General features: G+C 75.6%; 13 protein-coding genes and 1 tRNA gene. 6 read left to right on the top strand and 8 right to left on the bottom strand.

Annotation, left to right across the window (positions count from 1 at the left end):
• Positions 1–144 precede the first annotated feature (144 nt).
• The 3 genes from ACR80Q_RS07695 to ACR80Q_RS07685 all read left to right on the top strand — a co-directional run bounded on the left by ACR80Q_RS07695 (position 145) and on the right by ACR80Q_RS07685 (position 4,726).
• Positions 145–2,826: a winged helix-turn-helix domain-containing protein gene (locus tag ACR80Q_RS07695; RefSeq protein ID WP_435377009.1), complete on the top strand. Its 2,682-nt coding sequence runs from the start codon at positions 145–147 to the stop codon at positions 2,824–2,826.
• Between the two features lie 74 nt (positions 2,827–2,900).
• Entirely contained in the window at positions 2,901–3,554 is a 654-nt protein-coding gene (locus tag ACR80Q_RS07690; protein WP_435377008.1) for a DUF308 domain-containing protein, read from the top strand.
• On the top strand, positions 3,554–4,726 hold the full coding sequence (locus tag ACR80Q_RS07685) for an AI-2E family transporter (RefSeq protein WP_435377007.1): 1,173 nt from the start codon (positions 3,554–3,556) through the stop codon (positions 4,724–4,726). Before ACR80Q_RS07690 ends, ACR80Q_RS07685 begins: the two co-directional genes overlap by 1 nt.
• Before the next feature lie 54 nt (positions 4,727–4,780).
• Here the strand turns inward: ACR80Q_RS07685 and ACR80Q_RS07680 are convergent, their stop codons facing one another.
• From ACR80Q_RS07680 to ACR80Q_RS07645, 8 genes are read right to left on the bottom strand one after another with little or no spacing between them, the layout of a single operon-like run.
• Positions 4,781–5,743 carry a DUF3152 domain-containing protein gene (locus ACR80Q_RS07680; protein WP_435377006.1) on the bottom strand — a complete coding sequence of 321 codons (963 nt, stop codon included), beginning with the start codon at positions 5,741–5,743 and terminating at the stop codon, positions 4,781–4,783.
• Between the two features lie 16 nt (positions 5,744–5,759).
• Positions 5,760–7,193, bottom strand: coding sequence for a cytochrome P450 (locus tag ACR80Q_RS07675; RefSeq protein WP_435377005.1), 1,434 nt, complete (start codon positions 7,191–7,193; stop codon positions 5,760–5,762).
• Positions 7,190–7,483 carry a GroES family chaperonin gene (locus tag ACR80Q_RS07670; RefSeq protein WP_435377119.1) on the bottom strand — a complete coding sequence of 98 codons (294 nt, stop codon included), beginning with the start codon at positions 7,481–7,483 and terminating at the stop codon, positions 7,190–7,192. The genes ACR80Q_RS07675 and ACR80Q_RS07670 overlap by 4 nt, the downstream gene beginning before the upstream one ends.
• Before the next feature lie 50 nt (positions 7,484–7,533).
• On the bottom strand, positions 7,534–8,073 hold the full coding sequence (locus ACR80Q_RS07665) for a DUF427 domain-containing protein (RefSeq protein WP_435377004.1): 540 nt from the start codon (positions 8,071–8,073) through the stop codon (positions 7,534–7,536).
• Positions 8,070–8,360, bottom strand: a complete 291-nt coding sequence (locus ACR80Q_RS07660) for a DUF3618 domain-containing protein (RefSeq protein ID WP_435377003.1) — start codon at positions 8,358–8,360, stop codon at positions 8,070–8,072. Before ACR80Q_RS07660 ends, ACR80Q_RS07665 begins: the two co-directional genes overlap by 4 nt.
• 5 nt (positions 8,361–8,365) lie before the next feature.
• Complete coding sequence (locus ACR80Q_RS07655) at positions 8,366–9,199, bottom strand: energy-coupling factor ABC transporter ATP-binding protein (protein WP_435377002.1); 834 nt, start codon at positions 9,197–9,199, stop codon at positions 8,366–8,368.
• Positions 9,196–10,014, bottom strand: a complete 819-nt coding sequence (gene cbiQ / locus ACR80Q_RS07650) for a cobalt ECF transporter T component CbiQ (protein WP_435377001.1) — start codon at positions 10,012–10,014, stop codon at positions 9,196–9,198. Before cbiQ ends, ACR80Q_RS07655 begins: the two co-directional genes overlap by 4 nt.
• A 1-nt stretch (position 10,015) precedes the next feature.
• A complete protein-coding gene (locus ACR80Q_RS07645; RefSeq protein WP_435377000.1) occupies positions 10,016–11,062 on the bottom strand; it encodes an energy-coupling factor ABC transporter permease in 1,047 nt (348 codons plus the stop codon).
• Between the two features lie 106 nt (positions 11,063–11,168).
• Between ACR80Q_RS07645 and bcp the strand changes: the two genes are divergently transcribed.
• The 3 genes from bcp to ACR80Q_RS07630 all read left to right on the top strand — a co-directional run bounded on the left by bcp (position 11,169) and on the right by ACR80Q_RS07630 (position 12,510).
• Entirely contained in the window at positions 11,169–11,642 is a 474-nt protein-coding gene (bcp, locus tag ACR80Q_RS07640) for a thioredoxin-dependent thiol peroxidase (RefSeq protein ID WP_435376999.1), read from the top strand.
• A gap of 63 nt (positions 11,643–11,705) precedes the next feature.
• Positions 11,706–11,787: transfer RNA gene (locus ACR80Q_RS07635), tRNA-Leu, on the top strand.
• Between the two features lie 84 nt (positions 11,788–11,871).
• Positions 11,872–12,510 carry a hypothetical protein gene (locus ACR80Q_RS07630; RefSeq protein WP_435376998.1) on the top strand — a complete coding sequence of 213 codons (639 nt, stop codon included), beginning with the start codon at positions 11,872–11,874 and terminating at the stop codon, positions 12,508–12,510.

Here is a 12,510-nt window from a genome sequence, read left to right as displayed (position 1 = left end):
CGGGGCCACGTCGCTCCAGGCTCGAGCCCGGTGACGCCGCAGGACTCACCCGCCAGGGGTGAGTCGGGGTGGTCTGGCCGGGTCGTCACGGGCCCCGCGCCCGCCGTGCTCGACAGCGATCCTCAGCAGGGTGACACTTCGGTGGTGGGCGCCTGGCGAACGGCCGCGGGGGGCACGGTCGCGCAGGCGACGGACGTCCCCCGCTCCGACGATCGGACCCTGCTGCACCCGAGGCAGCGGGCGCTGCTGACCGACCTGCCCGACCACGTCGAGCACGTCGTCGTCGTGGCCCCCACCGGCCACGGCAAGACGGCCCTGCTCGCTCAGCACGTCCGGGCGGTGCGGACCGCAGGGCTGCCGGCCGCCTGGCTGACCCTGGGACCGCGGTGCACCGACGTGGGACAGCTGTGGGAGGACCTGGCCGCGGCCGTGCTCGACGGCTCCTCCCCCGCGGGGGTGCCGGCCCCTCGCCCCGGCCGGAGCCGGGCCCGCGGCACCCCGCCGGGGGTGGCCGAGCTGCTGGCCGCGACCGTCCGTCCGGCCTCCGCGGACGCCTCGCCGCGGGCACGGTGGCAGCGTCTCGTGGCCACGCTCGACGACCAGGCGCCACCGCTCACCCTGGTCCTGGACGAGGCCGGCGAGGTGGTCGCACCCGACGTGCTGGCGGCCCTGGCCGCGCTGACGGCGGTGCGCACCAGGGTCCGGGTGGTCTGGGTCGGTCGCCGGGAGCCGCCCGTCGGTCTGGCCGGGCCTCGGCTGGAGGGACGGGTGCTGGACGTGGGAGCCGTCGCCCTGGCCCTGCGCCCTGACGAGGTGCTGCGGGTGCTGGCCCGCAACCGGGACGTCGACGCGTCGGAGGTGGGCGACGACGAGGTGCGGGACGCCCTGGCGCGCACCCGCGGCTGGCCGGTCGCGGTCGCGCTGCTCGACCGCCCCGACCAGCTGGCCGACTACGTGGTGGAGGAGGTGCTGGCCGGGCTGGGCGAGGACGAGGTGGAGCTGCTCCGGCGCACGAGCGTCGTGGCCGTCCTGCCGGTGGACCTGGCCGTCCGGCTGTCGGGGCGCCAGGAGGCCGGGGCGGTGCTGAACGCCCTGCACCGGACCACGGGCCTGCTGGAGCGCTCGCCCGGGGAGGAGGGGGTCTACCGGACCCACCCCGTGGTCCGCCAGGTCCTGCTCGAGCAGCTGCACGAACGAGGCTCGGACGCCTGCCACGACAGCCATGCCGTCGCGTCCCGGTGGTTCGGCGAGACCGGCGAGCACTGGGCGGCGGTGGAGCACGCCGCCGCCGCGGGTGACGGCAAGCTGCTGCAACGGACGCTGCTGGCCCACGGGCTGGGGGTGCTGCTGACGGGCCGGGCGGACCGGTTGCGCGCCCTGCTCGAGGCCCGCGCCGGTCGCAGCCGGACCGCGGTCGAGGTCGTGCACCACGCCCTGGCCGCCCTGGACGAGGGGGACGTGCCGGCGGCCGACGCGCTCCTGGTCCACGCCCGCACCCTGCGGCACGGCGGCGGGTGGGCGGGGCGGCTGGAGGACCTGTTCCGGTGCCTGCTGCTGCAGCGGGCCCGGTCGGCGACCGGGCCGGTCCCCGACGAGGTCCTGGCCCTGGTGGTCGAGCTGCGCGACCCGGCGCGGCGGGAGGAGCTCGACATCGACGTGGCCCTGCACGTCATGGTCGACCTGGGCGGGTACTCCTCCTTCGAGGGCGACCACGACACCGCCTGCCGGTACCTGGAGCAGGCGCGGTCGCTGGCCGAGCTCTACGGCTACCAGGAGCTCGCGCTGCGGTGCCTGGTCGGGCTGGCGGGGGCGGAGCTCGCCCGCTCGGGCCTGCGGGCCGCGCGGGAGCACGCCGAGCGGGCGGTCGAGGCGGCCACCGCCCACGGTCGGGGCGACTCGCCCCGGCTGGCCTTCGCGCACACCGTGGTGGCCTGGTCGGCCCACCAGCAGCTCGACGACGAGCTGGCCACCGTGTCGGCCGCACGCTCGGTGGCCGCCCTGGACGGCACCGTCGACCCGTTCACCCGGGCCGCGGTGCGCGGCTGCGAGGCGCTGGTCGCCTTCGCGGCCGGGGACCGGCACGCGGCCCTGCTCCGGCTGCAGGGCCTGGTCTCCGGCCTCGTCCCGGGGCAGGCGGACCCCACGATCGCCGCGCACCTGCTCCCCCGCACGCTCCGGTTGTGCCTGCAGCAGGGTGAGTGGACCTGGGCGCAGGAGTGCCTGGAGCTGACCGACGCGATCCTCCCCGGCACGGGCGAGGCCGTCCTGGCCCACGCCCTCTGGGCCCGGGCCCGCCACCGGGAGGACGTGGCGCGACGGGCCCTGGCCGACGCCTGGCGCCCGGGTACGCGGTGCGAGGTCACCGACACCCGGCTGGAGCTGCACCTGCTGCGGGCGGTGCTGCTGGAGCAGGTGGGTGACCGCGGCGGGGCGCACGAGAGCCTGGTGCAGGCCCTGCGCGAGGCCGAGCCGGACCGCATGGTCCGCCCCTTCGCCGACGCCCGGCCCAGCCTGCTGCCGCACCTGGTCGCCGCATCGGGGCGGGTCGGGGACCTCGAGCCGTGGCGCGCGCACGTCACCGACGTCATCAGGCGCCGCTGCAGCGACCTCGACCCCGGGCCCGACCCCTCCGGGCTCACCCCGCGCGAGATGGCCGTCCTCGCCGACCTGCCCTCGTTGCTGCCGTTGTCCGCGATCGCCGGACAGCACCACGTCAGCCCCAACACCCTCAAGACCCAGGTCAAGGCCATCTACCGCAAGCTGGAGGTGTCCAGCCGCCACGAGGCGGTGACCGTGGCCCGGCTCCGGGGCCTGCTGCCGTCATGACCGGCGGCACCGTGTCCCCCACCGACGCAGCCCGTCGGGACCGTCCCCTGCCCCGGATCCCCTAGCGTTCCCCCATGTCCTCGGATCATCTCGACCGGGCCCGCAGCACGGGGGTCGCCGCCTGGGTCTGGTTGGCGGTCGGTGGGGCCGTCACGCTGGCCCTGGGGCTCGTGTCGCTGCTCGCCCCGGGAGCCACCCTGACGGTGCTGGCCGTGGTCCTGAGCCTGTGGCTCATCGCCACGGGGCTCGGCCGGGTGGGGCTCGCGGTGGCGGTGACGACCTCGCCGACGGCACGGCGAGCGCTGCAGGGCGTGCTCGGGGTCGGTCTGGCGCTCGCCGGTCTGGCCGGCCTGCTGGGGCTCTGGAACTCCCTCACCCTGGTCACCCTCGTCGTCGCCATCGGGTTCCTCGTCGCCGGGGCGGCCGACCTGGCCATGGCGGCGACGGGACCACGCGGCGTCGGCCGGTTCGCGACGGGGTCGCTGGGCGTGCTGCACCTCCTCGTCGGCCTGGTGTTCCTGCTGCTGCCCGAGGTCGGCCTCACGGTGCTCGCGGTGCTGGTGGGCGTGGTGCTCGTGGGGCTGGGGCTGGTCCAGCTCGGCGCAGCGGCCCTGGTGCGGGCCCTGGTGCGGCAGACCGAGGCCCTGCGCCGGCGGATGGAGGAGACGGGTGGGCCCGGGCCCGACGACGGCGACGGCCCGCGCGTCATCCGCGGTGAGGTCCTGTGATGGGCCGCCTCCTGGACCGCCTCCTCGGTCGCCGGTCCCGGCCCGCGCCCGCCACCGCACCGGCCCCCGCGGCTGCGGCCGTGCCCGTCGGGCCCGCGCTGCCCGCCCCCGTGGTCACGCTGCTCGGCCTGGCCGCCGCCGTCGTCGTCCTGGGCGGCATCCGGGCGGCCCAGGGCATCGTGGCCCCGATCCTGCTGGCGTTCGTGCTGGCCATCGCCGTGCACCCGGTGCAGGCGTGGCTGCGCACGGTCGTCCCCGGCTGGCTCGCGACGACCGTGACCCTGCTCGTGACGTACGCGGCGCTCACCCTCTTCGCCGGGGCGCTCGCCCTGTCGGTGCTCAGGTTCGCCGACCAGGTCCCCCAGTACCAGGACGAGCTCAACTCGCTGGTCGACCAGGGCGAGGACCTGCTCCTGGAGGTCGGCGTCGACCAGGCGCAGATCAACGAGTTCGTGCAGCGCTTCGACCTCAACCAGATCTTCTCGATCGCCATCGACCTGATCCAGGGACTGGCCGGGGTGCTGACCGACCTGGCGTTCATCCTCGCGCTGCTGTTCTTCGTCCTGATCGACGCGGGTGTGGTGCAGGACAAGATGGCGGCGATCAAGGCCGTGCGCCCCCGCGTGGCCGCGTCGATGCGCGGCTTCACCCACGGGGTCCGTCAGTACCTCGTGGTCACGGCGGTGTTCGGGGCCATCGTCGCCGCCCTCGACGTGGTCCTGCTGATGTACCTCGGCGTGCCCCTGCCGCTGCTGTGGGGCCTGCTGGCCTTCCTGGCCAGCTTCGTGCCGACCATCGGGCTGATCGTCGGCCTGGTGCCACCGGCGATCATCGGCCTGCTCGACGGCGGCCCGCTGACCGGGCTGTGGGTGGTCGTCGGCTACCTGGTCATCAACAACACCATCGACAACTTCGTCAAGCCCAAGTTCGTCGGCGACGCCGTCGGCCTCAGCATCACCGCGGCGTTCCTGTCGCTGATCGTCTGGGGGTTCGTCCTGGGGCCGCTGGGCGCGCTGCTGGCCATCCCGGCCTCCTTGCTGGTGCGCGCCGTGCTCACCGACGACGACCCGCGCAGCGCCTGGGTGGGCATGCTCGTCGGCGACCGCCCACCCGAGGGCGAGGAGCTGGAGAGGATCGCCCGCGAGGCCCGGCAGGCCGACGGCGGCGCCTGACGCGACCCGCCCGACGAGGCCCGTCGCCGGGGCGGCCGTCCCGGTCGTGTCCCGCTAGGGGAAGGGCCACCCGTTCGGGGTGCACCCCTGCAGGCCGAGGGTCTGCTGCAGCATCACCGGGGCCGGCTCGCCGTCGACCGGGCAGCGGACGTGCCCGTAGCCCAGGTAGTGCCCCAGCTCGTGGTTGACCAGGTACTCCCGGTACCCGGCCAGGTCGTCGCCCCAGGCGTCCGCGCCCTCGGTCCACCGCAGGGCGTTCAGCGCGACGTCGTCGCCGTTGCGGCAGGACAGCTGCCCCCGGGTCCGCAGCGGGGCGCACAACCGGTCCGTGGTGTCGGGGCTCGCGACCCGGATGCGGACGTCGGGGTCGGCGTCCGTGCGCTGCAGCGACCACTCCCCCTCCGCGGTCCACGACCGCGGGTCGGCCAGGACCGCGTCCACGACGACCGCGACCTCGGCGGCGTCGACCGGCACGCCGTCCTCGACCTCGACGCTGTAGCTGACCAGGGCGCCCCCCGACCCGACGCGCTCCGTGCCACCGGGGGCGACCGCGAAGGTCCCCTCCCCGGCCTGGGGCACCACGACCGGTGCGGGGTCGACGGGCGCCGGGTCGACGGGGGCGGGGTCGACGGGCGCAGGGTCGACGGGTGCCGGGTCGACGGGCGCCGGGGACGCCGTCCCGTCACCGGTCGGCGCGGCCTCCGGCCCGACCGGCACGGCGCTGGGCACCGCCCCGGGCGCGGCGCGCGACCGGTCGGCGCCGTCGTCGCCGAACAGCTGCGCGCTCAGGCCGTCGGGAGCACGCTCCCCGGCGTCGCCCGCGACGGCGGTGTCCTCCACTGCGGTGTCCTCGGGCGCGGACGGGACGAGCAGCCACGCGAACCACAGCACCAGCACCACGCCGGCGGCCACGAGCGGACGGAGCCGCACGTCGGGCGACGTCGTCCGGGCGCGACGGCCCCGGCGGCCGGACCCCTCCGGCTGCGGCCGCCCGTGCCCCACCTGCTGCTCCGTCACCGACACCACGACGACCCTACGACGTCTGCGGCCGGGGGCGGCGCGGACGCGCGGCCAGGTGCATCCCGCCCCGCGGTCGCAGCGTCACCGACGGCACCACGCCCGGGCGCGGTCCCGCCGGGGTGATCGTCCGGTCGCGCAGCAGCTCCGCCAGCACCATGACGGACTCCACGACGGCGAAGTCCCTCCCGATGCACAGCCGCGGCCCCGCCCCGAAGGGGATGTAGCCCTCACGGCGGGCCCCGGCGTCCGGGCCGAGCCAGCGGTCCACGTCGAAGCGCAGCGGGTCCGGCCACAGGTCCGCCCGCCGGTGGTGCAGCCACGGCGAGGTGATGACCAGCGTGCCCTCCGGGATCGGGACCCCGTCGAGGACGTCGTCGGCGAGCGCCCGTCGGGTGATCACCCAGGCGGGCGGGTAGAGCCGGAGCCCCTCGTCGACGACGGCCCGCGTCACCGGCAGGGCGGGCAGGTCCTCCCAGGTGACCGCCCGGGTCGAGCCGTCACCACGACCCGCGCCCAGCGCGGCGTCGAGCTCGGCGTGGACGCGATCGACCACGGCCGGCTTCTCGGCCAGCAGGCGCAGCGTCCAGGTCAGGCTGGCCGCGACGGTCTCGTGCCCGGCGATGACGAGGGTGACGAGCTCGTCGCGGACCTCGGTGTCGTCCAGGCCGGCGGCCAGCAGCAGCCCCAGCACGTCGGCACCGCCCGAGCCGGCCGCGCGGCGGGCGTCCACCATGGCCCGGCAGGCCTCGTCCAGGGTGATCCGCGAGCGCGCCAGCCGTCGCGCGGTCGGCGTGGGGACGCCGGGCGGGGCCGTCCACGGCTGCGTCGCCCGGCGCATCACGACCGCGAGCGCCTCGTGCACCGCGGCCACCAGGTGCCGGCCCTCGGCGGCACCGCCGTCGACCAGGTCCGCCCCGAACAGGGTCCGCCCGACCACGTGCAGCGTGGCCCGCATCAGCACGTCGTCCACGTCGACGACCCGGCCGGGGGCCGCGTCCCACTCCTCGCGGACGAACCGGGCCGCCCGGACCGACTCCGCCGCGACGTGGGACAGCGTGTCGCGGTGGAACGCCGGCTGCATGACCCGACGGTGCGAGCGCCAGACCTCGCCGTCGGTGGTCAGCAGACCGGCGCCGGTCACCAGGGCCAGCGAGGTGTACTGGATCGTGGCCTTGCCGTACCCCTTGTGGTTGTCCTGCAGGACGCGCCTCACCCCGGCCGGACCGTTCACCAGCACCGCGGGACGGCCGTTGACCGGGAACGGCACGACGTCGCCGTAGGTGGCGGCGGTCCGCTCGAGGAACGGCAGCGCGTTGCGCATGATCGACGGCACGGCCCGGACCATGTCCCAGGGCAGCGGGCCGTCGGCGTCGACCTCGGTGAACCGCGCGTTGCGCCGGGGCGCGGGGCTCGGGACGGTCGGGGTCCGGGGCGTCAGGGGGGTCACAGGTACAGGCCGGTCCCGCCGTCGGGGACCCGTGGCGCGGCGACGGCGTGCAGGTCGCGCTCGCGGAGGACGACGTAGCTGGCGGCGTGGAGCTCGACCTCTGCCTTGTCCTCGGGGTCGAACAGGACCCGGTCGCCCACCTCGACCTGACGCACGTGCTGGCCCACCGCGACCACCTCGGCCCAGCCGAGCCTGCGCCCCATCGCCGCTGTGGCGGGGATGACGATGCCCGAGCCCGACCGGCGCTCGGAGTCGGCCTCGGCCCGCACCAGGATCCGGTCGTGCAGCATCCGGATCGGCAGCCGGCCGTCGTCGCCGTCGGTGGGGCGGGGTCCGTCGCTCACCAGCCCATGCTCCCAGGTGCCCCCTTGAACGGACCCACCACGTCGTCAGTGACCCAGCCGCCGTAGAACGTCCCCGGCTGCGGGCGCACGACCTCCCCGTCGACCGTCACCTCGTCGACCGCCCCGGGGTACAGGGCGACGTGGTCGACCAGGGCGGCGAAGGCGGGCGTCGGGCTCGGGTAGGTCCACGCGGCCCGCGCCGCGACGCGACCGTCGGGGGACACCACGTCGAGGTAGGACGCCAGGCCCTTCCACTCGCACATCGAGTGCCCGTCCGCGGGCACGAGGACCCCGGGCGCGAACGCGTCCCGCGGCAGGTACCAGGTCGGCGGGTGCGAGGTCTCGCAGACCCGGTAGGCCCGGTCCGTGCGGCCGACCTCCCCTCCGGAGGTCACCACGACCGTACGGGCGTCGACGTGCAGCGAGGGCGGCCTCGGGTAGTCCCAGACGGACTCCTGACCGGGGCCGGGACGCTCGGGGACGACACCGGGCGGGAGCCGGCGGGCCCGGTCCGACCGGTCGCCGGCCGACGTCACCGCGACCGGCGCTTGATCAGCACGACCGCGACGACCAGGGCGACGACGGCCACCCCGATGGCGACGACCCGCTCGTACAGCACGTCACCGTTCTCGTCGGAGACGGCTCCGCGCGCCCGGGCGACCGCCTCGTCCTTGGCGTCGTGAGCCAGGTTGGCGGGCTTGATCCGCTCGGCGAGCTCGTCGAGCGTGCCCGCGAGGTGCGCCCGGCGGATGCGGATCGCCGCTTCGAGGGCCTCGGGGCTCGAGGGCAGGGCGGCGTCGGGGCCGGAGGAGTCGTTGCTCATGGGGCTCACGGTATCGACGGCGCGGGTCGGGCGCGTCCTCGTGGCACGACGGCGGCCGGGTCGAACCCGACCGGGAGCTCCAGGCGGTGCCTCGCCAGCAGGTCGGGGTCCTGCAGGACCTCCAGCGTGGGGGCGTCGTGGACGATCCGGCCGTCGTCCAGGACGACGCTGCGCTCGCACAGCTCCAGGGCGAACGGCAGGTCGTGGGTGACCACGACGACCGTGACCGGCAGGTCGGCCAGGACGTCGAGCAGCTCGCGCCGGCTGGCCGGGTCCAGGTTGCTGGACGGCTCGTCGAGGACCAGCACCTCGCAGTGCATGGCCAGCACGGTGGCCACCGCGACGCGACGTCGCTGCCCGAAGGACAGGTGGTGCGGCGGGCGGTCCCCCAGCCGGAGCATCCCGACGGCGTCCAGGGCCTCGTCGACGCGGCTCTCGAGCTCGGCGCCGCGCAGCCCCAGGTTGGTGGGGCCGAACGCCACGTCGTCGCGCACCGTCGGCATGAACAGCTGGTCGTCGGGGTCCTGGAAGACCAGGCCGACGCGGCGGCGGACCTCGCCCAGGGTGGCCTTGGACACCTCGACGCCGCCGACCCGCACGGTCCCGACGGCGTTGGAACCGGCGGCCCGGCCCAGGATGCCGTTCAGGTGCAGCAGCAGGGTGGTCTTGCCGGCGCCGTTGGGTCCCAGGACCGCGACGCGCTCCTGCCTGCGCACCAGCAGGTCCACCCCGAACAGCGCCTGGTTGCCGTCCGGGTAGGCGAAGGCCACCCCGGCCAGCTCTAGCGCGACGGCGTCGCGCACCTGCGTCTGCTCGCCCCGTCCGGTCACGGTGCTCACCCTGCCACCACGAGCCACGCGGTCCGCTCACCGGCCAGCAGGGCGGTGACCGCGACGGCCGCGACCAGCGACCAGGCGGTGGCCACGACCACCCACTGCCGCGTGGTCGGGCTGGGGGCGGTGAGCTGGGGCATCGTGCCGGTGAACCCGCGGGACACCATCGCCAGGTGGACGCGTTCGCCTCGCTCGTAGGACCGGATGAACAGGGCGCCCGCGGCCTTCGCCACGACGGGCACGTGACCCAGGTGCCTGGCCTCGAAGCCCCGGGAGGCCCGCGCCAGCGCCATCCGGCGCATGTCGTCGACCACGACGTCCAGGTACCGGACCATGAACGACAGGATCGTGACGAACAGCGCCGGCACCCGCAGCCGCTGCAGGCCCACGATGAGGTCGCGCGGTGTCGTGGTGGCGGACAGCAGGATGGCGGCGACCACGCCGAGGGTGCCCTTGGCCAGGATGTTGAACCCCCCGAGGAGCCCGTCGGCCGACAGCTGCAGCCCCAGGACCTCCACCCGTTCGCCCAGCGCCACGAAGGGCAGCAGGAGCGCGAACACCAGGAACGGCACCTCGATGACCATGCGACGCAGGACCAGTCCCGGGCGCAGCCGGGTGAGGGCCAGCAGCCCCACCAGCGCCAGCGCGTAGACCCCGAACGCCCAGGCCTGCTCCCGCGGTGTCGCCACCACCGTGAGGACGAACGCGAGCAGGCCGACCAGCTTCACCTCCGCCGGCACCCGGTGCAGCGGCGTGTGCCCGTGGACGTAGAGCCCGTCGGAGACGCTGCGGGAGGAGCCGTGCGCGTGCCCTGCGCCCAACTCAGACCTTCTCGCTGTCGCGGGCGGGACCGCGCGTGGACCTCGGCCGGACCGCGCGGGCGATCAGCAGGCCCACCGCCAGGGCGATGACCACGCCCAGGACGCCGGCGAGGCCGGTGGCCAGGATCGGGTTGTCGATGCCGACGACGGCGTAGTCGCCGAACGGGCTGCCGGCCACGACGGAGTCCCGGGCGGTCTCCAGGAACCCGACCTCGCCCGCGACGTACTCCAGCCCGTCCGGGTTGGGCGACGCGAAGCTGGACACCAGCCCGGCGAGCACCAGGCAGACGCCCAGGGCGGCGGCGACCCAGCCGATCCCGATGCGCTTGACCCCGTCGGTGACCGGCGCGGCCGAGACCTCGCGGCTGCTGCCGTCGGCGTCGGTCAGCACCAGCGAGGTGCGGTAGTGCCGGGTGAGGCGGACCAGGTCGGGTCGGGTAGCGACCACCGCGCCGACGGTGAGCCCGGTGATGACGGCCTCGCCGATGCCGATGAGGACGTGCCAGGTGAGCATGAAGGCCGTCAGCTGGCCGAGGTCGAGCTCGGCCGCGCCACCCACGGCGTAGAGGCCGACGAACGCCATCGCCGTCGCGGGGACGGAGACCAGCGCACCGATCGCCGCGGCCGGGACGGCGGAGGCCGGGCGCTTGGGCAGCACGGCCATCAGGGCCCTGGCCACGGCGTAGCCGACGACGACGGTGACGATCCCGATCAGGAAGACGTTCGACCCGAGCGCGGACACGCCCCCGTCCGCGAACAGCAGCGCCTGCAGGGTGACCACCACCGCCAGGCAGATGATCGCCGTCCACGGCCCCACGAGCACCGCGGCGAGCGCACCGCCCATGAGGTGGCCGGAGGTGCCCACGCCGACGGGGAAGTTGAGCATCTGCACCGCGAAGACGAAGGCGGCCACGAGGCCCGCCATGGGCGCGGCGGCGGTGGACTCCGCGAGCTCGTCACGGGCTCGGCGCAGCGACACCGCCACCACCCCCGCGGCGACCACGCCGGTGGCGATGGAGGTAGGTACGTCCAGGAAACCGTCGGGCACGTGCACAGGGGCTCCTCGTGGTGCGTGGTGGTGCGCGGTGGCGCGCGGTCGGCGCAGCCCTGATCGTCGCCTCGCCACGGCGAGACCGCAATGCCAAAATGCAACTGTGTCGCAGCTGACCCCCGGAGACCGGGCCCCCGAGCTCACCCTGCCCGCCCACGACGGCACCACGGTCTCGCTCGAGGACCTGGCCGGCAGCAAGGTCGTCGTGTACTTCTACCCCGCGGCCATGACTCCCGGATGCACCACGCAGGCCTGCGACTTCCGCGACAACCTGGCCTCGTTGCAGCAGGCGGGCTACCGCGTGCTGGGCGTGTCCCCCGACCCGGTGGCGACGCTGGCCCGGTTCGTGGCGCAGGAGCAGCTCACCTACCCGCTGCTGAGCGACCCGGACCGCACCACGATGACGGCGTGGGGGGCCTTCGGGGAGAAGAAGCTGTACGGGAAGGTGGTGACCGGGGTGATCCGCTCCACCGTGGTCCTCGACGAGACCGGCGTGGTCACCCTGGCCCGCTACAACGTCAAGGCCACCGGCCACGTCGCCATGCTGCGCAAGCTGCTGGGCCTCGACGCCGCCTGACCGGGCCGCGCCGGCCCCGGTCGTCGCCTCGGGCCAGGCCGTCGGGTCCTACGCTGGCGGGGCGCGGGAGTGGTGGAACTGGCAGACACGCAGGACTTAGGATCCTGTGCCCCTGGGCGTGCGGGTTCGAGTCCCGCCTTCCGCACCGGGCTCTGCCCTGCCGCCGCGGGCGGCGACCGGCTCCCGTGTCCGGCCGGGTTGTGTCACGCCCAGCCCCTAGCGTTGGCGCATGTTCGTCCTCACCGCCGACCAGCGCGGCAGCCGGCAGGGCTCCGACCGCGTCGGGTCGGCCCTGCAGCTGCTGGGCCGGGTCGTGCCGCAGCCGCTGCGGGGCTTCGAGCGCACGGCCGGCGACGAGGTGCAGGGCGTGCTCGCCGACGCCGGGCAGGTCGTGGCGGTCGTGCAGGCCCTCGTGGTCACCGGCCACTGGTCCGTGGGGGTCGGCGTGGGCCCGGTCGAGGAGCCGCTGCCCTCGATGACCAGGGCGGGGCGGGGGTCGGCGTTCAGCGCGGCGCGGGTGGCCGTCGAAGCCGCCAAGGAGCGTCACCACCACGCGGCGCTGGCCGCCGAGGGCCTGCCGCCGGAGGCCGTCCTGGCGGTCGCCGACGCGGACGCCGTGCTCGCCCTGACGCTGGCGGTGCAGCTGCGCTGGAGCGAGGAGGCCCGCGAGGCCGTCGCCCTCGTCGCCCGGGGGGCCACCCAGACCGACGCCGCCCGTGCGCTCGGCATCACCCGCCAGGCCGTGGGTCAGCGGCTGGGGGCCGCCCTGTGGCGTCAGCAGTCCCGCGCGACGGAGGTCGTCGTGCACCTCCTCGACCGGGCGGACGGCACGGGCGACGACGGGTCCGTCGAGCGGGCCGGGGGCTGA

This window comes from Aquipuribacter aurantiacus (genome assembly GCF_051216895.1).
Lineage (GTDB): Bacteria > Actinomycetota > Actinomycetes > Actinomycetales > JBBAYJ01 > Aquipuribacter.
This window is presented reverse-complemented; position numbering and strand designations above follow the sequence as displayed.

Coding starts and splice junctions, on each gene's coding strand:
- ACR80Q_RS07690 (WP_435377008.1), top strand. CDS start 2,901: ATGTCCTCGGATCATCTCGACCGGGCCCGCAGCACGGGGGTCGCCGCC.
- ACR80Q_RS07685 (WP_435377007.1), top strand. CDS start 3,554: ATGGGCCGCCTCCTGGACCGCCTCCTCGGTCGCCGGTCCCGGCCCGCG.
- ACR80Q_RS07670 (WP_435377119.1), bottom strand. CDS start 7,483: ATGCTGCACGACCGGATCCTGGTGCGGGCCGAGGCCGACTCCGAGCGC.
- ACR80Q_RS07660 (WP_435377003.1), bottom strand. CDS start 8,360: ATGAGCAACGACTCCTCCGGCCCCGACGCCGCCCTGCCCTCGAGCCCC.
- ACR80Q_RS07630 (WP_435376998.1), top strand. CDS start 11,872: ATGTTCGTCCTCACCGCCGACCAGCGCGGCAGCCGGCAGGGCTCCGAC.